The sequence below is a fragment of the Acidimicrobiales bacterium genome, assembly GCA_035531755.1.
Lineage (GTDB): Bacteria > Actinomycetota > Acidimicrobiia > Acidimicrobiales > UBA8190 > DATKSK01.
Genome location: DATKSK010000011.1, coordinates 1 through 18,776, shown reverse-complemented (window position 1 = coordinate 18,776; position 18,776 = coordinate 1). Strand labels below are relative to the sequence as shown.

Below are 18,776 nucleotides of genomic sequence, written 5' to 3'. Positions count from 1 at the left end.
GGGGCCGGCGGCGTCAGGACGCCCGGGGTGCCCCCCGGTGGGGCTGCTCGACCGAACGGCGGTGGCGCACCCCCTCGAGGAACCGCACCACGGCGGCCACGGCGTGCGCGCTGCGGACCGACGGCAGCACGTCGAAGGCGTGCTGGGTGTAGGGGAGCTCGGCGTAGAGGACGGGGGCCTTCGACACCGACCGCAGGGCGGTGACGAAGGCCCGGGCCTCGCCCACCGGCACCAGGGTGTCGTTCGTGCCGTGGATCACGAAGAACGGCGGCGCTCCGGCGTGGACGCGGCACACCGGCGAGGCTGCCTCGAACACCGAGGGGTCGTCGGCCAGACGGCGCTTGAACACGCGCCGCTCCAGGAGCACGAGGAGCCCCTCGTCGTACCCGGACGTCCCCCGGCCGGCGGTCATGTCGTAGACGCCGTAGAAGGGCACGCACGCGTCCACCGAGGCGTCGTCGTCCTCGAAACCGGGCTGGAAGGCGGGATCGCCGATCGTGAGAGCCGCCAGCGATGCCAGGTGGCCGCCCGCCGAACCTCCCGACACGGCGACGAACCCGGGGTCGCCGCCGTACTCGGCGATGTGCTGGCGGACCCAGGCGAGCGCCCGCTTGCAGTCGACGATGTGGTCGGGCCAGGTGGCCCGGGGGCTCAGCCGGTAATTGATGGTCACGGTGACCCAGCCCCGGCGGGCGAGCTCGTGGAGGAGCGGGAGCCCCTGCTCGCGCTTGTCCCCGATGACCCACGCGCCGCCGTGGATGTACACGAGCACCGGCGCGCCGGTGGGCGGGTCCACCCGCCGCCGGATGACGTCCAGGCGATGGCCGCGGATGCCGTCGCCGGCGTAGTCGATGTTGCGGATGGCCTGGACGGAGCGGGCCGGACGCGGCAGCGGGTAGACGAGCCGGGGGAAGCGCCACATCGTGTGGCCCCCGTGCAGCGGGAGGTCGCCGGCGTGGGGTGCCGGGAGCGGCGTCTCCGCCTCGGCCCGGGCGAAGACGTGGCGGGCCCCGTCCGAGATCCGGGCGTGGGCGACGAGCCCCGTCCACGCCACCAGGTTGACGGCCAGCCCCACCCATCCCGGCCACGACCCCAGGGCGCCCTCGAGGGCGAAGGCCACCGTGGCGGCCACCTGCCAGACGACGTGCCAGACCGGCATCTCGCCCGTGTACCAGCCGGCGAAGAAGCTCGGCACCAGGAACAGCTCGTGACGCAGGGGCCGGAAGGCGTTCAGGACGAACCAGGCGCCCACCAGGCTCACGGCCAGGTACACCCACGACCACGTCATGGCACCATCCTCGCTCACGGTGGGAAGATGGCGCACGCTGGGGACGGCGGGGCGTCACTGCGGCGTCGGGGGGCAGGCACAGGCCGACGAACGAGGGCGAGACGACCATGGAGCAGCTCACCGGACTGGACGCGACCTTCCTGTACCTGGAGACGCCGAGCCTGCACATGCACGTCTCCATGGCGGCGGTCTTCGACCCCTCGACGGTGCCGGGCGGGTACTCGTTCGACAAGCTCCGCGACCTCGTCAGCTCGCGCCTGGCTCTCGCACCCATCTTCCGGCGGCGGCTCGTGGAGGTCCCCTTCCGCCTGAGCCACCCCTACTGGGTGGACGACCCCACGTTCGACATCGACTACCACATCCGCCGTCGCGCGCTTCCCGCCCCGGGCGGCATGGACGAGTTCGCCGGCCTCGTCGGGGATGTCTGCAGCCGGCAGCTCGACCGCACCAAGCCGTTGTGGGAGATGGTCATCGTCGAGGGCCTGCGCGACGGGAGGATCGGGCTCGTCACGAAGATCCACCACTCCACCATCGACGGAGTGTCCGGCGCCGAGCTGCTCGCCCAGCTGTTCGACCTCGAGGCCGACCCGGCCCCGCGACCCGCGCCGGCGGGGCCCCCGGCCGCCGACGAACGCCTGCCGTCGGACCTGCGTCTCGTGGCCCACGCGCTCGGCACCCGCATGACGCGGCCCCTCGACATGACGAAGCTGCTCTGGCGCACGGGGCGCGCCGTGCTCGACGTGTGGCAGGTCCGGACGCGGGGGCCGGGCAAGGCCGCGCTGCCGCTCACCACCCCCCGGACCTCGCTCAACGCCGCCATCACGCCGCACCGGCGCGTCGCCTTCTCGTCGATCGCGCTCGAGGACGTGCAGGGGATCAAGCGCGCCTGCGGCACGACGGTGAACGACGTCGTGCTGGCGTTGTGCGCCGGCGCGCTGCGGCGCTACCTCGTCGAGGGCGACGAGCTCCCCGACGACCCGCTGGTGGCGACCGTACCGGTGTCGGTCGCCCCCGCCGTCCCGAACCACCGGGGCGTCAACAAGGTGTCAGCCATGTTCGTGGCGCTGCCGTGCCAGATCGCCGACCCGGTCGAACGCCTCCTCGCCATCCGGGACAGCACCAAGGGGGCGAAGGAGGAGCACAACGCGCTCGGGGCGGACGTGCTGCTCAATTGGGCCGAGCACGCCACGCCCAACGTGTTCTCGGCGGCGGCACGCGCATACACGCGCCTGAAGCTCGCCGACCACCACCGGCCCATCCACAGTCTCGTCATCTCCAACGTGCCGGGGCCCGGCTTCCCCCTCTACCTGGCCGGGGCCGAGCTCGTCGCCGGGTTCCCCCTCGGCCCGGTCATGGACGGCGCCGGGCTGAACGTCACCGTCATGAGCTACCGCGGCACCCTCAACTGGGGCTTCATGGCCTGCGCCGAGACGGTCCCGCGGGTTGCCGAGCTGGCGGCCGCCGTCCCCACCGCCCTCGACGAGCTGCTGGCCAGCGCCGCCCTCCCCCCGGCGCGGCCCGTGGGGGTGGCGCCGGCGCGGGCGTGGGCGCGGACCGGGCGGGCCCGGAAGGCCACGCGGGCGCCGGTGGAGCCGACGGTGGAGGCGACGGGGCCCGACCGGTCCGGGGCGTGACGGGGGCGCCGCTGCGAGTCGGTCTGATCGGCTGCGGCATGATCGGCCAGATCCATGCCGACGGGCTGCGCACGTTGTGCGAGGACGGCGAGGCCGTGGCGGTGGCCGCCGCCGACCCGTCGGAGGAGGCTCGGGCGGCCGTGGCGCGCAACTGCGCGTTCGGCACCCTCACCGACGATCCCCGCCGGGTCATCGACGACCCCGGCGTCGAGGCCGTCATGATCACCTCGCCGACGGCGACACACCGCGATCTCGTCCTGGCGACGCTGGCGGCGGGCAAGCCCCTGCTGTGCGAGAAGCCGCTGGCGCCCACGTTCGACGACGTCCGTGCGCTGTGCGACGCCGTAGCGGGGTCGGGCCTCGTGGCCCAGGTGGGCTTCCACTCCCGCTTCCACCCCATCGTCACCGAGCTCCGGCGCATCGTGGGGTCGGCGGAGCTGGGCGCGCCGATGGGCTACACGCTGCGCGACGACCAGTACTGGCCCACCGGCGCCGTCGTGCCCGGGCACAGCTCATGGCGCTCGGAGCGCGCCCACGCCGGTGGCGGCGCGCTGCTCGAACACTCCATCCATGCCGCCGACATCGTGTGCTGGCTCTTCGGCCCCGTCCGGCGCGTGTGGGCCATCACTCGCTCGGTGTTCGGCTTCGACGTCGAGGACGTCGCCGCCCTCACCGTCGAGCACGAGTCGGGGGTCGTGGGCACCCTGCTGAGCGTCTTCAACGGGGTGCGCGGCCGCGAGGAGCGGCGCTTCGAGGTGTTCTTCGAAGGCGGCGCCGTCGAGGCCACCACGGACTTCATCGTCGGCGCCGAAGAGGACGGCCTTCTGGTGCAGCGCCCCGACACCAGCCCCGTGCGCCCCGACCTGGTCGCGCTGCGCGAGGCGCACTTCGCCGCGCTCGGACTCCCCCGTCGTGACTTCGTCTTCTACACGTACCCGGCGGACCGGCACTGGGCCCGCACCGTGCGGCAGGGTGCCACGGCATCACCGGGCTTCGACGACGCCTTGCGGGCCCACGAACTGGTGGACGCCGCGTACCGGTCGGCGGCGTCGGGCGCCGCCGTGGCACCCTGACCGGCCGCGTGCAGGACTCCCCGGCGCAGGGGGCTCCGTCGCGTCCATGTCCCCTGTCGGGATGCACCCCGTCGACGAGGCCCGGGTTCCCGGCGGGTCCTGCCCGACGCCACCGTGGTGCGGGCGCTGCTCGTGCCCGCCCTCGTCAGCGTGTCCGGCAGCTGGAACTGGTGGATGCCGACGCCGATGGCCCGCATCCTCCTGCCCGGCGGGGGCTCGGGCGAACGCCGGTGATCACCCGGTCCGACCGTCGCCCGCTCCCGGCGCCGGGCCGACCACCCGTCCGCTGACGAATTCGAGGGCCACGGCGATGTAATGGTCGGGGACGCCGGCACGGTTGAAGGCGGGCAGCCCGAGGGCGCGGGCCCGGACCAGGCCCTGTTCGCCGTGGATCTCGGTGGCGCGGCCCTGCACCATCACGCTCCAGCCGCGCCCGTCGTCCTCGTGCCGGTCGACCTCGAACGCCACCACCGAGCCGGCGATGGCCGCGCTCAGCTTCGTTCCTGCCACGGTGCGGATGACGACGGCCTCCCCGTCGAGGGCGAAGTACACAGGGAGCACGACGGGGAGCGCCTGAACGGTCATGCCGATCCGTCCCATGGTCGCCGACGCCAGGCGCTGGCGGCACTCCGCCGGTGTCAGGGCGGCGACCATCATCTCCTCGTGTGACACGTGCCCTCCCACGGTGACCCACCTTGGGGGGCGCGCCGCGGCGGCGACAGGGGCGAAGGTCACATTTCACGCACGGCGCGGCCGGCCGGGGCGCCGGGCATGATGCTGCCCATGACCTCCGACGCATCGCCAGACCCACCTCCTGACGCCTCCCCCGGCCGGGCCCGGCGCCTGGTGGCGAGGTTCGGGCGGTGGGTCGATCCCGAGGACAACCCCCAGGGGCTGGTCTACGGAACGCTGGCGGTGAGCGCGGTGCTCGCCGCCGAGAGCACCCGCCGCGAGACCTTCGCCGACACCGTCGGGGCCACCGCGCTGGTCCTCACCCTCTACTGGCTGGCGCACGCGTACGCCAACGTCGTGGGACGCCGGCTCGAGCGGCAGGAGGGCATGTCGCTCGGAGGCCTGTGGCAGGCGCTTCGCCACGAGGGGGCGATCGTCAAGGGCGCCGCCATCCCGATCGCCGTGGTGGTGGCGCTCTGGGGCGCGCGGGTGACCCTGGCCACGGCCGTGAACGCCGCGCTGTGGACGAGCGCCGTCGTTCTCGCCACCTTCGAGATCATGGCCACCGTGCGCAGCCGGGTGACGAGGGTGCAGATGGCCGTGCAGGGCACCGTCGGCCTAGCCCTCGGCGCCGGCGTCCTCGCCGTCCGCCTCATCCTGCACTGAGTCATCGACCGGCGGGGACATCGACCGGCGGGCACTTCGGCGGCGGGGACATCGACCGGGTGGAGGCGCCCGATGCCGGCCGGGAGCGCGGGCGCTCAGTCGTCGGGGCCCAGCTGCTCGACCTCGAGCAGCGTGAAGGCGTCGATCACGGCGCGCAGGACCCGGCGCGCCACGCGGGGGTCCAGGCCCTCGGACGCGGCGACGGACTCGATGCTGTCCAACATCTCGTCTTCGCGTCGCCGGTCGACGACCGCCATGCCCTGGGCGCGCTTGAAGGCGATCACCTCGCCGATCAACCGGGCCCGCTCCGCCAGGACCTGCACGAGCCGGCGGTCCACGGTGTCGAGCTGTTGCCGGATGTCGTCGAGCGCGCCGGACGCACCTGCCTCGGGGGACATCCTCCCATCATGGCGCGACGGACCTCGGCGGGTGCACGAGAGGATCCCGACGACGCCGTCCGAGTAGCTCGGCGCCACCCGCGGTCACGGTATGTGCTCGGCAGGCACCTCGTCGGCCAGTGACAGGAACCCCTCGTCCTCCTGGGCGGTGTGGAGGCGCAGGATGGCGTGCAGCCCGTAGAGGAGGCGGCGCAGCTCGGCGACGTCGGCGTCGTCGGGACCGGAGGGATCGATGTCGTCGAGGAGCCGACCCAGTCGCCGGATCTGGTGACTGATCTCGACATGGGCTCGGCTCATCGTGCCGGTCGGGTCGACACCGCCGAGGGCACGGGCGAGCGCCGGGTAGAGGATGGCGTCCTCGGCCTCCTCGTGGGGCAGCACCTCGTCGACGAGCATGCGGCTCACGGCGCGGATGTCGGCCACGACGAGGCTCGGCTCCTCGGTCGCCAGCGCGTCGGCCACGGTGCGGAGTCGCTCGATGTCCGCCTTGATCGCCGTGTGTTCCGCGCTGAACCTGCGGGCGATCTCGGCATCCTGGGCGTCGAGACGGCCCGGGCGCGCCCGCGGCCGGAGGGCGCGCAGGGCGTTCACGATCGCGGCCACGTCGATGCCCTCCTGGGCGATGGCTCCCCAGGTCGGTGCCAGCAAGCCCACGCCGGCCACCGCCATGGCCACCACCGAGAGGCCGATACCGAGCAGCACGCTCTGCAGGGCCACGCTGCGGGCGTGCCGGGCGATGACGACGGCCTCGCCGAGGCGCTCGAGGCGGTCGACGGTCAAGACCACGTCCGCCGCCTCGGACGACGCCGTCGCCCCGCGTGCCCCCATCGCCACACCGACGTCGGCGGCGGCCAAGGCAGGGGCGTCGTTGATGCCGTCGCCGACCATGATCGTCGGGGCTCGCCGGTGCTCGACGGTCACCGCCTCGACTTTCTCCGCCGGCGTCCGCTCGGCGAGCACCTCGTCGACCCCGATGACGGCCCCGACGGTGTCGGCGACCTCGGCGCGGTCCCCGGTCACCATCACGACCCGGTCGATGCCGCCTCGCCGCAGGGCCCGGATCGTACGGGCGGCGTCGGCCCGCACGGGGTCGTCGAGGACGAGCGCACCGGCGGCCACCCCGTCGACCTCCACGAACACCGTCAGCGCCCCGTCGAGCTCGGCCCGGCGGCGCGCGGCGCGTACCCACGGCGCGCCGGTGTCGAGGGCCAACCACGCGGCCTTGCCCACCGCCACCGGGTGGCCGTCCACGATCCCCCGGACGCCCCGTCCCGCCACGTCCTCGACCGCGACGGGCAGATCGAGCGCGAGATGCCGGTCACGGGCCGCCTTCACGATGGCGGCGGCGAGCACGTGGGGCGACACCTGGTCGAGAGACGCCGCGTACCGCAGCACGTCGTCGGCGGGCAGGCCGCCCGCGGGCACGACCTCGGCCAGGGCCGGACGGCCGACGGTGAGGGTCCCCGTCTTGTCGAACAGGAGCGTCCGGCACCGGGCGAGCTGCTCGAGGGCCGCCCCGCCCTTGACCACCACGCCCCGCCGCGCCGACAACGACAGTCCCGACACGATGGCGACGGGGACGGCGAGGACGAGGGGGCACGGTGTGGCGACCACCAGCACGGCGACGGCCCGGGTGAGCTGCCCCGAGACGGCCCACGCCGCACCGGCACCGGCGAGGCTGACGGCGAGGAACCACCCCGCATAGCGGTCGGCGAGCCGGACCGAGGGGCTGCCCGCCGCCTGGGCGTCGCGCACCAGGCGGACGATCCCCGCGTAGCTGCTCTCCTCGGCCGTGGTCGTGGCCCGCATGTCGAACGGTGCCCCGGCGTTGACGACCCCGCTGCGGACCGGGTCCCCTTCGGCCCGCTCGACGGGGAGCGACTCGCCGGTGAGCGCGGACTCGTCGAGCACGGCCGCCGCGCTGACCACGGTGCCGTCGACCGGGACGATCTCGCCCGACCCGACCAGCACGAGGTCTCCCGGGCGCAGCTCGTCGAGTGCCACCGTGGCGAGCGTGCCGTCACGGTGGAGACGGGCCGAGCGCGGCGCCCGCTCGAGCAGTGCCCGCAGCTCGCGGCGGGCGCGGTGGGCGGCGCGCGCTTCGAGCGTCCGGCCCGTGGCGAGCATCACGCTGATGACCGCCCCGGCGAGCTCCTCCGCCACCACCAGTGCGCCCACGAGGGCGAGCAGGGCGATGACGTCCACGCCCAATTGGTGCTGGCGGGCACGGGCCACGATCCACCACATGCAGGCGGCGATGCCCGCTCCGGTCGTCAGGGCCCAGACCACGTGGCCGCCGGTGCCCGCCCCCGCCAGGTGGAGGACGCCGCCGAGCGCGAGCCCCGCCACGGTGGCCACGAGGAAGATCGTGTTGCCGCGGGACACCGCCCACGCCCACGGGCGAGTCATCGTGCCCTGCTCCTGACGGCGCGCACGAGCACCGAGATGGTCGCGGCACCACCGGCGGCGATCACCAGGGCGGTCACGAGCACGTGGACCGGGGGGGCGTCGAGCGCGAACAGACGGCTGGAGAGCGGCACCACCATGGCGAGGACGCCCGCAGCGGCCATGCCGAGGACGAGCCCGATCCGCGAAGGGTCGAGGGGCCGGCTCAGCAGGCCGAGCACCCACAGCCCCAATGCGAACAGCACGATGGCCGCGGTCGTGCGCGCCTGACCGCCCGACGTCTGGGTGTCGGCGCGCGCCATGGCGTACGCGGCGAACGTCGACGCCGCGGCCACCGCCCCGGCCGGGACCGTGAACCACGCCACCCGGCGGACGTAGCCGGGACGGGCGCGGGGCGCACCCGCCGCCAGCGCCAGGAAGAACCCGGGCACGCCGATGGTGAGGGTGCTCACGACGGTGAGGTGCCGTGGATAGAAGGGGAACGGGACGCCCAGCACCCCGACGGCGACCGCCAGCACGGCGGCGTACACGGTCTTGGTGACGAACAGGTTGGCCACCCGTTCGATGTTGGCGATCACCCGCCGGCCTTCGGCCAGCACGCTCGGGAACGCGGCGAACGAGCTGTCGAGCAGGATGATGCGCCCGACCGACCGGCTCGCCTGGCTCCCCGTCCCCATGGCGATGCCGATGTCGGCCTGCTTGAGGGCGGGGACGTCGTTGACGCCGTCGCCCGTCATGGCGACGACGTGGCCGGCGGCCTGCAGGGCCTCGACCATGGCCCGCTTCTGGTGGGGCTGCACGCGTCCGAACACCGATGCGGACTCGAGCGCGGCGGTGAGCGAGCCGGGGTCGTCCGCCAGCAGCCGGGCGTCCACCGGTGCGTCGGCCCCCGGGATCCCGACCCGGGCGGCGATGGCCGCCACGGTCCGAGGGTCGTCCCCGGACAGCACCTTGGGCGCCACGCCCTGGTCGAGCAGGTACCGGACCGTCGCCGCGGCGTCGGCCCGGACCTGCTCCTCGAGCACGACGACGCCGGCCGGTTCGAGCTCGTCGGGGAGGTCGCCGGCGGCGAGGGCGACGGCGTCTCGCGCCGGGGAGCCCGTGCCGGCCACGAGCAGGACGCGCCGGCCGGCCTCGCTGTGGCGCTCCACCGCCGTCGCCGGGAACGTCCCCTCCCGGACGTTGGCGTACAAGACGTCGGGGGCGCCGAGGACCCAGGTCCCGCCCACGGCGAACTGCGCCGCGCTCCACTTCCGGGCGGACGAGAACGGGACGCGTGCCACCGGGCGCCACCCCGGCGGCGACGGGCAGGCGGCGGCGATCGCCTCGAGGGTGGCGTTGCGCGCCGGATCGGCGCCGGCCACCGCACCGAGGACGTCGCGGAGGAGCGAGTCGGCGGTGGCACCGAGTGGCTCGACGGCGCGCACCACCATCCCGGGCTCGGTCAGGGTGCCGGTCTTGTCGATGCACACGACGTCGACGCGTGCGAGTCCCTCGATGGCGGCCAGCTCCTGGACGAGGACCCGTCGCCCTGCCAAGCGGATGGCGCCGAGGGCGAAGGCGATCGTCGTCAACAGGACCAGGCCCTCGGGCACCATGGCGGAGACGCCGGCGACGGAGCTCCGCAGCGCGTCGGCGAGGGACTGGCCCGAGCGCAGGAGCTGGCTCGTGACGAGCAGCGCGGCCGCGGGGACCATCACCCACGTGACCACGCGCAGGATGTGGTTGGTGCCCTGGACGAGCTCGGAGCGCACCACGTCGAACCGCCGGGCGTCGGATTGCAGGCGCTGGGCATAGGCGTCGCGTCCCACCCGCGTGGCCCGCATCACCCCCGTGCCGGCGACGACGAAGCTCCCTGAGCGCACGTCGTCACCGGGCGCCACCGGGACCGGTTCGGCCTCACCGGTGAGAAGGGACTCGTCGACCTCGAGCCCGTCGGCGACCAGGACGGCGCCGTCGACCACCACCTGGTCGCCGGGGTGGAGCTCGAGCACATCGTCCTCGACCACCTGCTCCACGGCGAGCTCGACGGGCAGGCCCGCCCGCCGGACATGGGCCGTCGGGGCCGTCAGGACGGCCAGACGATCGAGGGCGCGTTTGGCCCGGAGCTCCTGGCCGATCCCGATGGCGGCGTTCACGACGAGGACGACCCCGAAGAGCCCGTCCTGGGGAGGTCCGACGAACGCCACCACCACGAGGAGGCCGCCGAGGATGGCGTTGAAGCGGGTCAGGACGTTGGCCCCCAGGATCTGCGGGATCGTGCGGGACGGCCCGCCCGGCACGGAGTTGGCCCGGCCCGCCAGCACGCGGGTCCGCACCTCCTCGTCGGTCAGCCCGCCACCCGCGACGTCGCCGCCGGCCCCGGGGCCGGTGGACGGCGGCGCCAGAGGGAGGTCGTCCGCGGCGGGGCGGGACGTCACCGCAGCGCCCGAGCCGACGGGCGCGCCACCCAGGACGTGGTGCGTGCCACGCATCTAGCCTGCAGTGTGGGCGCACGACCCGCCAGGGCCCCAGGTCCCAGGTGGCGGCGGCATTGGCGCGGTCGTGGAGTCCGAGCGACCGTGGACCCGGACCGGACGACAGGAGCACCATGGACAACGGGACCTCGCCCGGACCGACGATCGTCGTCGGCGTCGACGGGTCGGACTCGTCGGTCGTAGCCCTCCGGTGGGCGGCGCGCCAGGCCCGCCTGGCCGGGGCGGCCCTGTCGGTGGTGGCGGCGTGGGACTATCCGGAGCATCCGACGCCGTTCGGGATCGTGCCCGACCTCCCCGCCAGCTTCGACCCCGTCGACGCCACCCGACAGGCGCTCGACGCCCTCGTGGAGAACGTGCTCGGTGCCGATCCGGGGATCGACGTCCGGTGCACGGTCATGCATGGGGCACCCGCACCCGTTCTGCTCGACGCCGCCAAGGCCGCGCAGCTCCTCGTCGTGGGCGGCAGAGGCCGGCGTTCCCTGACGGGAGCGCTCCTCGGCTCGGTCAGCCGGCACTGCGTGACGCACGCACCGTGCCCCGTGGCCGTTATCCGTGGGTCGGGCTCTTAGCCCGGAGGCCGCAGCGGCCTGCGCCCGGGTGACCGCCCGGACACCCGCCCGAGCACGACGAACGCCACCGCGGCGGCGAGGAACACCGCCGGGAGGACGCTGAACTCCCCGATGACGGCGACCTCCACGACGATCCACCCAGCCAGCAGGACTCCGGCGACGGTGGAGACGGCGGCCTCGGCCGCGAGCCCGCTCTCGGGGACCGACCGGTACTCGTTGACCATGACGACCGCCTCGGGACCACATCGCTTCCCCCCAAGGGTCGCTCCGCCCGGTACCGGCCGCCAGGGGCCAATTCCCCTTGTCGCCGGCGGTGCCCGCGCCGGTCACTGCGCCTGTCGGCGGGCGTTGGCAACGTGGCGACAACTCTCCCCGGCGGGACGAGGGCGGCGGCCGGGTCGATATGATGTCGTTATATGTTGAAAGCAACTATCTCGCCCGCCGCCACCGGCGGTGCCGGGACAGCGGACGACCTCGTGGGCCAGGTCCAGGCCGCCCTGCAGGTCGTGGCCCGTTCGATCACCCAGGTCAGGGTGCACGAGCGCCTGCTCCGGGTGGCGGGGGTCCGGCTCGACCGGGCCGGGGCCGCCCTGCTCCACAAGCTCCACACCGGGGGTGAGTCGCTCCGGGTGACCGTCCTGGCCGAGCAGCTCGGGGTGGACGCCCCCACCGTGACCCGCAAGGTCCAGCAGCTCGAGCGCGACGGCCTCGTGACCCGGCATGCCGACCCCGACGATCGGCGCGCCACGCGCATCAAGCTGACGGCGGCCGGGCGCCGCACCCTGGAGAAGGTCCTCCGGGCGCGGCGCGAGTGGCTGGCACAGCTCCTCGACGGGTGGGACGACGCCGAGTTGACGGCGTTCGCATCGCTGTTGGGCCGGTTCGCGTCCACGTTGGAGCACGACGTGGAGGCCGGCCGTGTCGACTGATCTCGCCACCGCCCCACCGACGCCCGAAGAGCAGGAGTTCACCGCGGCCGAGCACCGCCGCATCCTCGTGATCCTCAGCGCGCTGATGCTGGGCATGTTCCTGGCGTCGCTCGACCAGACCATCGTGTCGACGGCACTGCCGACCATCGCCGGCGACCTGCACGGCCTGAACCACCTGTCGTGGGTGGTCACCGCCTACCTGCTGACCTCGACGATCTCCACGCCCCTGTGGGGGAAGCTCGGCGACCTCTACGGCCGCAAGAACCTCTACCAGCTGTCGATCGTCCTCTTCCTGACGGGGTCGATGCTCTCGGGCCTGTCGCAGAACATGGTCGAGCTCATCGCCTTCCGGGCGGTGCAGGGGATCGGCGCCGGGGGCCTCATGGTGGGGGCGCAGGCCATCACCGGCGACGTCGTCCCCGCCCGCCAGCGCGGCAAGTACATGGGGTACTTCGGCGCCGTGTTCGGGATCACGAGCGTGGCCGGGCCCCTCCTCGGTGGTCTGTTCACCCAGCACCTGTCGTGGCGGTGGATCTTCTACATCAACGTGCCCATCGGCGTCGTCGCCCTGTTCGCCATCGCCGCGGTCCTCCACGTCCCGGTCGAGCGGGTCCCGCACAAGATCGACCTGGCCGGCACGGCGCTCTTGTCGGCGGGCGTCACCGCCGCCATCCTCCTCACCACCTGGGGCGGGGCGCAGTACGCCTGGGGATCGGGGACGATCATCGGGCTGGGTATCGTCGGCGCGATCCTCCTCGTGGCGTTCTGCCTGGTGGAGGCGCGGGTGGCCGAGCCCGTCATCCCCCTCGGCCTGTTCCGGGTGCGCACCTTCTCCGCCGCGTCCGGGGTGGGCTTCATCGTCGGCTTCTCGATGTTCGGGGCCATCGTCTACCTTCCGCTGTACCTGCAGGTCGTCCACGGGGCCACGCCCACCACCTCGGGGCTCGAGCTGTTGCCCATGGTCATGGGCATGCTGACCACCTTCATCACGAGCGGCCGCCTCGTGACGAGCACCGGGCGGTACAAGATCTTCCCCATCGTGGGCTCGCTGGTGCTCGCCGGCGGCCTCCTCCTCCTGGCCCGGGTGGGACCGGACACGCCGTACGCGGCCGTGGCGGCCTACATGCTCGTCGTCGGGCTCGGCGTCGGGCTGGTGATGCAGGTCCTCGTGGTGGTCGTGCAGAACTCGGTCCCGTACTCCCAACTCGGCACGGCCACGTCGACGGCCACGTTCTTCCGCACGATCGGGGGCGCCTTCGGCGTGTCGGTGCTCGGCGCCGTGTTCAACAACCGGCTGATCTCGGAGCTCAGGGCGCACTCGTCACCGACCGCGCAGAAGCTGTTCCACGGAGGCAGCGTCACCGCCAACCCCGCGCAGATCAACCACCTGCCCATGGCGCAGCGCATCGTGTTCGTGGACGCCTTCAGCCATGCGGTCCAGCTCGTCTTCCTGGTGGCCGTGCCGTTCGCGCTCTTGGCCTTCGCCCTCGGCTGGCTGATCAAGGAGATCCCGCTGCGAACCACCACACAGGGTCCGGGCCCGATCGAGGCCGACTCGACCGACGAGGTCGGCGACTCCGCCCTCTCCGCGCCGCTGTAGCGGTCGGCGGCGGGCCGTCGACGGTCGCTCGTCGATCGGTCGGTCGTCGTCGGGGCGGGGGGTCCGCCCCGCGGGGATCCCGTGACCTTCGCCTCTACTCGGGGGGAGGCCGTTCGCGTTGCAATTAGTGCGAACACGTCGTCGCCCGAGTTCGGTGCGAAGCGGAGGCCCGGCCATGGAGACGAGAACCCTGGCTGCTCACGAAGATGCATACCCGGTACGCCTCGACGGTCGGCTCGACCCGAACCTCAGCCGATGGCTGTGGCTGGTGAAGTGGGTCCTGGTGGTGCCGCACGTCATCGTGCTCGCGTTCTTGTGGCTGGCCGTCAGCGTCCTTACGGTGGTCTCCGGCTTCGCCATCCTGTTCACCGGCCGGTACCCGAGGTCGATCTTCGACTTCAACGTCGGCGTGATGCGCTGGACCTGGCGGGTGTCCTTCTACGCCGTGAGCGCCTTCGGCACCGACCGGTACCCACCGTTCAGCCTGGCGCCGGACCCCACGTACCCGTCCGACTTCGCCGTCGACTACCCCGAGGGGCTGTCGAGGGGGCTCGTCCTGGTGAAGTGGTGGCTGCTCGCCCTCCCGCACTACCTGATCGTGGCGATCTTCGCTGGCGGGTGGGGGGTCGGTTGGAACGGCGCTTGGCGCCTGGCGGGCGGCGGCGGGCTCATCGCCCTGCTGGCGATCGTCGCGGCCGTCGTCCTGGCGGTGCGGGGCGATTACCCACGGTCGGTCTTCGACTTCGTGATGGGCATGAACCGATGGTGCTACCGGGTGCTGGCGTACGCCGCGCTCATGCGCGACGAGTACCCCCCGTTTCGATTCGACAGCGGTGGCACCGACCCCGGCAGCCTGCCCGTGACCCCGCCCGGGCCGGCGCCCACCACCAGCCCGGGTGTTGTCGGCGTCAGTCGGTGACCTCCCGGCAGTGACGCGGGCGGCGATCTACGAGTGCGGCGAGACGCGTTGAACGTCTGCCTTGCCTCGCGTTATGCCCCCCGGGGGATCGGTTCCTGTCCTGGGAGGGAATGACGTGGGGTGGCCGATGGTTGCACTACATACCCCAGGGGGTATCGTAGAGGAGCGTAAATGGCCACGGTGACTGTTACCAAAGAGGATTTCGCCACGCTGGTGACCAGCAAGGACATCGTACTGGTGGACTTCTGGGCGTCATGGTGCGGACCCTGCCGGGCGTTCGCCCCGGTCTTCGAAAAGGCGTCAGAAACACATTCGGATCTGGTGTTCGGCAAGGTCGATACCGAGGCCGAGCAGGAGTTGGCCGCGTCGTTCGGCATCATGTCGATCCCGACCCTGATGGTGCTGCGCGACAACGTGATCGTCTACATGCAGCCCGGAGCACTTCCGGCTCCGGCCTTGGACGAACTGATCAGCAAGGTGCGCGACCTCGACATGGACGAGGTCCACCGCCGTATCGCCGAGACCGAAGTCGCCTCATGACGGCCGTATGTCACCGTATTCACCGTTGTCTCGATGACCTGCGTTGCGTGGCTCGTGAGAGCTCGGCGCCCACCCGGGCTCTGGTTCCTCGGACTTCTCGCTCGATTCCCTCGAGGAGATAACGCAACCCCGCCGAGAATTGCGCGGGGGTTACGTACCCGGCGAGCTCCTCGGCGAGGCCGATGGATTCGTCGTTTGTCGGCATCCACCCAGAGCGGGAGGCCTCCAGGGCCGCGAAGCCCAACGTGTACGTGTGGATGGCGGCGTAGGCCCGCCGGGCCACCTCCTCGTCGACGGTGACGTTTCGGAACACGTCCATCATCGCGTTCATCCGCTCGATTGCTGCCGGAGAGACCACCGGGTGCTGCAAGTAGACATGCAGCGCGGCGGGTTGGTCGGTCAGAAAGGAGCGGAGCTTCTCGGCCGCCTCCGCCACCCAGGCCTGCCAGTCGGCGCTCGATGCCGAGGGTTGCCACGCCTTGGCGAGCAGCCGGTCGACGACTTCGTCGAGCAGGTCGTCCTTGTCGCGGACGTGGCGGTAGAGCGACATCGGAGCGACGCCCAAATCGGTCGCGAGGCTCCGGATGGTCATCGTCTCATAGCCGCCCCTCTTGACCACCCGCGTGGCGGCGGCAACCACCTGTTCACGAGAGATCGTCCCCCACGGCACGCGGCGGGGAGTGGCCGCTGCCGTCCGGCCCCGGTTCGCGGTGGATCGCGGCGACATGACCTCATCGTACCAAGTTGCGTACCAGTACGCTACCTGGTAGCTTGCGTACGGATACGCATTGTCCACAGAGGAGAGATCGTTGGGTGATACGCAGCGGGGAAGCGGTGTCTGAGGTAGGCGAAGAGATACGTGACGGGCAAGACGGCGACCCTCCTGCTTGCCGGTCATCGCTCCCCGGTGGCGGCCGGCTCACGGCATCTGCCGGTCGACTATTCAGCCCCGCCTCAGCGTGGCTGCGGACGTCCCGCCTGGGAATGGTGGCGATGGCGCTCGGCATCGGGCTGGGCGCAGGGCTCGGGGCGGTCGCCTTCCGATGGCTCATCTTCGGCGTCACCTGGCTCGTCACCGGTCACGACCAGTTTGGCCAGGCGGGCAGGGTCGCGAGCCTCCACCTCCCATGGCTCGGCATCTGGTTCGTCCTCCTCGTGCCGGTCCTCGGTGGTTTGCTCTACGGCCCACTCATCCAGCGCTTTGCCAAGGAGGCCCGCGGGCACGGCGTCCCCGAGGTGATGATCGCCGTCGCCGAAGACGGCGGCCGCATCCGCCCTCAGGTCACAGGGGTCAAGGCGCTCGCCTCGGCGCTGTGCATCGGGATCGGGGGTTCGGTCGGGCGCGAAGGTCCGATCGTGCAGATCGGCTCCGCCTTCGCGTCGAGTCTCGGACAGTTCGTCCACATGTCCGAGTCCCGGCTGCGGATCCTCGTCGCCTGCGGTGCCGCAGGCGGCATCTCCGCCACCTTCAACGCCCCCATCACCGGGGTCTTCTTCGGCTTCGAGCTGATCCTGCGCGAGTTCTCGATCGACGCCCTCTTCCCCATCATCATGGCCGCCGTCATGGCCGACGTGATCGGCCAGGCGTTCTTCGGTAGCGGCCCCATCTTCAGCGCGATGCCTCACAACCTCGTGATCCCCCACGACGCCGACTACCTCCTTGTCGCTCTCCTCGCGGTGGGCGCCGCCATCATCGGCGTCGGGTTCAAGACCGTGCTCTATCGCACCGAAGACGTCTGCGATCGCTTGTGGAAAGGCCGCCCGGAGTGGTGCCGGCCGGCGGTCGGAGGCATCGTGCTCGGCGGCGTGCTCCTCGCTCTCCCCCAGCTCTACGGCGTCGGCTACCCGGTGATGAACAAGGCGGTCGCTGACCACTACGTACTGTGGTTCCTCGTCCTTCTCGTGCTCGGCAAGATTGTGGCGGCGAGCCTAACGATCGGGATCGGCGGCTCGGGGGGCGTGTTCGCTCCGTCGCTGTTCACCGGAGCCATGGCCGGAACCGCATTCGGTGTGACCGCACACCACGTCTTCGGATCGGCCGTGGGCTCACCCGCAATCTACGGGGTGATCGCCATGGGCGCGGTCTTCGCCGCTGCCGCGCAGGCGCCACTCACCGCCATCGCCAGCGTGGTCGAGATGACCGGTAACTATGCGCTGACCCTTCCCGTCATGCTCGCCGTGGGCCTTGCGGTCGGCGTATCGAAACGGCTCACCTACGGGACCATCTACACGACGAAGCTGCTTCGTCGCGGCACTGACATCGATCGGCCCAAGCCGTCGTCGATGCTGCAAGTGCTCACCGTCGGCGAGGTCATGCAACCTCTGAGCACCGTCAACGGGAGTACCACCTTGGCACCACAGGGCGACGACTCAAGGTCAAGCAACGCCGCCTCGCCCGCAGTGTGGGTTCCCCCGTTCGGTGACTTGGTCGACCGTCGCCGGCCGCAGGCGCTCTTCGGCGACGAGACCCTCCAACAGGCCCTTCGCCAACTCGTGCTCTACGGCCCAGACGGCCTCCCCGTCGTGTCCCCAGACCGTCACCACGTTGTCGGATGGATCACCAATCGCGACGTGGTCCGCGCCATGGCTGCACGCACCACGGCCTCCGACACCGAAGTGGCAGAGGGGACCCTTGCCGCCGAATGGGCAGCTCCTGATGCGAGAGAGCACCTCCACGTCGCTCGCGCTCCGCTCGAGGGCTACGACCTCATAGAGATCCGAGTCAGCGACAACACTCCAGCCGATGGGCGGCGAGTTGACGGGATTGACCTACCAACCGGAGGGATCGTTGCCGCAATCACCGTGGGTCGACGAACGCTCGCGGCCCGGAGTGACGCAGTGCTTCACGCCGGGGACCGTCTTCTGTGTCTCATCCCAGCTTCGGCCGAACGCTATCCGGACAGAACGAGTCTCGACACGACGGTCCCCAAGACGGCGACGGCGAGTGAGGAGCCGGGTTGAACAGGGGTGTTCAACCATGAGGACGCGGATGACCGAAACGCTCCACAACCTCCACAACGTCGCCGACGCCACTCGCTCCCAGTACCGACCGGACTTCTACTAACCCGACATCGACGTCTGGCACGAGCACTGGGCCCTCGGCCGGGACGGCAAGCCCCCGGCGGAGTTCCGCGGCTACGAGCAGGGCATCACCTGGAAGCGCCGGACCCACGCCCGCTATGGCACCACCCTCATCGAGACACCTCGTCGGCACCGTCCGGTCGCAGTGGAACACGGCTGCCGACCATGCTCGTCTCTCCGCCGCAGATCGGCAGTGGCTGTGGGGCACCCAGATCCTGAACTCGTCGATCTTCTACGCTGACTGAGACCTGGCGGTACGCGCCGTCTGTCTCCTCGCCTTCCTTGTTCATCAGCGGTGGTATCCCTCGCTGTCGACGACCTTCTCGCAGCGGGCTCAACCGCTGACTTGGCTCGTGGAAGGTCGACGGTGTCAGCCAGTGAAGGTCACCGAACCCGATCACCAGATGTCGAGCCGATCTGCCATACGTCGCCGCCTCACTTCAGGCGTATCGTTCTGTGGACGCCGTCGTCATCTCCGCCGAGACCGAGATGGCAGCGTCATGACCTACGTCGACATTGATCAG

The 18,776-nt window shown here is 71.7% G+C and carries 16 protein-coding genes; 9 read left to right on the top strand and 7 right to left on the bottom strand.

Going from position 1 to position 18,776, the window contains the following annotated elements; genetic code table 11:
* Positions 1 to 13: 13 nt before the first annotated feature.
* Entirely contained in the window at positions 14 to 1,288 is a 1,275-nt protein-coding gene (locus tag VMV22_02455) for an alpha/beta hydrolase (protein HUY21181.1), read from the bottom strand.
* A 107-nt stretch (positions 1,289 to 1,395) separates the two neighbouring features.
* Here VMV22_02455 and VMV22_02450 point away from each other — a divergent pair, with 107 nt between their 5' ends.
* Positions 1,396 to 2,922 carry a wax ester/triacylglycerol synthase family O-acyltransferase gene (locus VMV22_02450; GenBank protein ID HUY21180.1) on the top strand — a complete coding sequence of 509 codons (1,527 nt, stop codon included), beginning with the start codon at positions 1,396 to 1,398 and terminating at the stop codon, positions 2,920 to 2,922.
* Positions 2,832 to 3,995 carry a Gfo/Idh/MocA family oxidoreductase gene (locus VMV22_02445; protein ID HUY21179.1) on the top strand — a complete coding sequence of 388 codons (1,164 nt, stop codon included), beginning with the start codon at positions 2,832 to 2,834 and terminating at the stop codon, positions 3,993 to 3,995. Before VMV22_02450 ends, VMV22_02445 begins: the two co-directional genes overlap by 91 nt.
* Before the next feature lie 234 nt (positions 3,996 to 4,229).
* Here VMV22_02445 and VMV22_02440 read toward each other — a convergent pair whose 3' ends face one another.
* A complete protein-coding gene (locus tag VMV22_02440) occupies positions 4,230 to 4,667 on the bottom strand; it encodes a pyridoxamine 5'-phosphate oxidase family protein (protein HUY21178.1) in 438 nt (145 codons plus the stop codon).
* A gap of 111 nt (positions 4,668 to 4,778) precedes the next feature.
* Between VMV22_02440 and VMV22_02435 the strand changes: the two genes are divergently transcribed.
* Entirely contained in the window at positions 4,779 to 5,333 is a 555-nt protein-coding gene (locus VMV22_02435; protein HUY21177.1) for a hypothetical protein, read from the top strand.
* 95 nt (positions 5,334 to 5,428) lie between these two features.
* Here the strand turns inward: VMV22_02435 and VMV22_02430 are convergent, their stop codons facing one another.
* The 3 genes from VMV22_02430 to VMV22_02420 form a co-directional block, all read right to left on the bottom strand.
* Positions 5,429 to 5,731: a chorismate mutase gene (locus VMV22_02430; protein ID HUY21176.1), complete on the bottom strand. Its 303-nt coding sequence runs from the start codon at positions 5,729 to 5,731 to the stop codon at positions 5,429 to 5,431.
* Between the two features lie 84 nt (positions 5,732 to 5,815).
* Positions 5,816 to 8,140, bottom strand: a complete 2,325-nt coding sequence (locus VMV22_02425) for a heavy metal translocating P-type ATPase (protein ID HUY21175.1) — start codon at positions 8,138 to 8,140, stop codon at positions 5,816 to 5,818.
* Positions 8,137 to 10,611: an HAD-IC family P-type ATPase gene (locus tag VMV22_02420; protein HUY21174.1), complete on the bottom strand. Its 2,475-nt coding sequence runs from the start codon at positions 10,609 to 10,611 to the stop codon at positions 8,137 to 8,139. Before VMV22_02420 ends, VMV22_02425 begins: the two co-directional genes overlap by 4 nt.
* Before the next feature lie 116 nt (positions 10,612 to 10,727).
* On the opposite strand from VMV22_02420, the gene VMV22_02415 reads away from it, so the two are divergent.
* Entirely contained in the window at positions 10,728 to 11,183 is a 456-nt protein-coding gene (locus VMV22_02415; protein ID HUY21173.1) for a universal stress protein, read from the top strand.
* Here the strand turns inward: VMV22_02415 and VMV22_02410 are convergent.
* Positions 11,180 to 11,407, bottom strand: a complete 228-nt coding sequence (locus VMV22_02410) for a hypothetical protein (protein HUY21172.1) — start codon at positions 11,405 to 11,407, stop codon at positions 11,180 to 11,182. The two genes, VMV22_02415 and VMV22_02410, sit on opposite strands and share 4 nt — an antisense overlap.
* 192 nt (positions 11,408 to 11,599) lie before the next feature.
* Between VMV22_02410 and VMV22_02405 the strand changes: the two genes are divergently transcribed.
* The 4 genes from VMV22_02405 (at position 11,600) to trxA (ending at position 15,171) form a co-directional block, all read left to right on the top strand.
* The gene (locus tag VMV22_02405) at positions 11,600 to 12,112 is read left to right on the top strand and encodes a MarR family transcriptional regulator (protein ID HUY21171.1); all 513 of its coding nucleotides are present in this window, start codon (positions 11,600 to 11,602) and stop codon (positions 12,110 to 12,112) included.
* Positions 12,102 to 13,712 carry an MDR family MFS transporter gene (locus VMV22_02400; GenBank protein ID HUY21170.1) on the top strand — a complete coding sequence of 537 codons (1,611 nt, stop codon included), beginning with the start codon at positions 12,102 to 12,104 and terminating at the stop codon, positions 13,710 to 13,712. The genes VMV22_02405 and VMV22_02400 overlap by 11 nt, the downstream gene beginning before the upstream one ends.
* Positions 13,713 to 13,887: 175 nt before the next feature.
* Positions 13,888 to 14,631 carry a DUF4389 domain-containing protein gene (locus VMV22_02395; protein HUY21169.1) on the top strand — a complete coding sequence of 248 codons (744 nt, stop codon included), beginning with the start codon at positions 13,888 to 13,890 and terminating at the stop codon, positions 14,629 to 14,631.
* A 171-nt stretch (positions 14,632 to 14,802) separates the two neighbouring features.
* A complete protein-coding gene (gene trxA, locus VMV22_02390) occupies positions 14,803 to 15,171 on the top strand; it encodes a thioredoxin (GenBank protein HUY21168.1) in 369 nt (122 codons plus the stop codon).
* 19 nt (positions 15,172 to 15,190) lie between these two features.
* Here trxA and VMV22_02385 read toward each other — a convergent pair whose 3' ends face one another.
* The gene (locus VMV22_02385) at positions 15,191 to 15,898 is read right to left on the bottom strand and encodes a TetR/AcrR family transcriptional regulator (protein HUY21167.1); all 708 of its coding nucleotides are present in this window, start codon (positions 15,896 to 15,898) and stop codon (positions 15,191 to 15,193) included.
* A gap of 266 nt (positions 15,899 to 16,164) precedes the next feature.
* Here VMV22_02385 and VMV22_02380 point away from each other — a divergent pair, with 266 nt between their 5' ends.
* Complete coding sequence (locus tag VMV22_02380; GenBank protein HUY21166.1) at positions 16,165 to 18,132, top strand: chloride channel protein; 1,968 nt, start codon at positions 16,165 to 16,167, stop codon at positions 18,130 to 18,132.
* Positions 18,133 to 18,776: the final 644 nt, after the last annotated feature.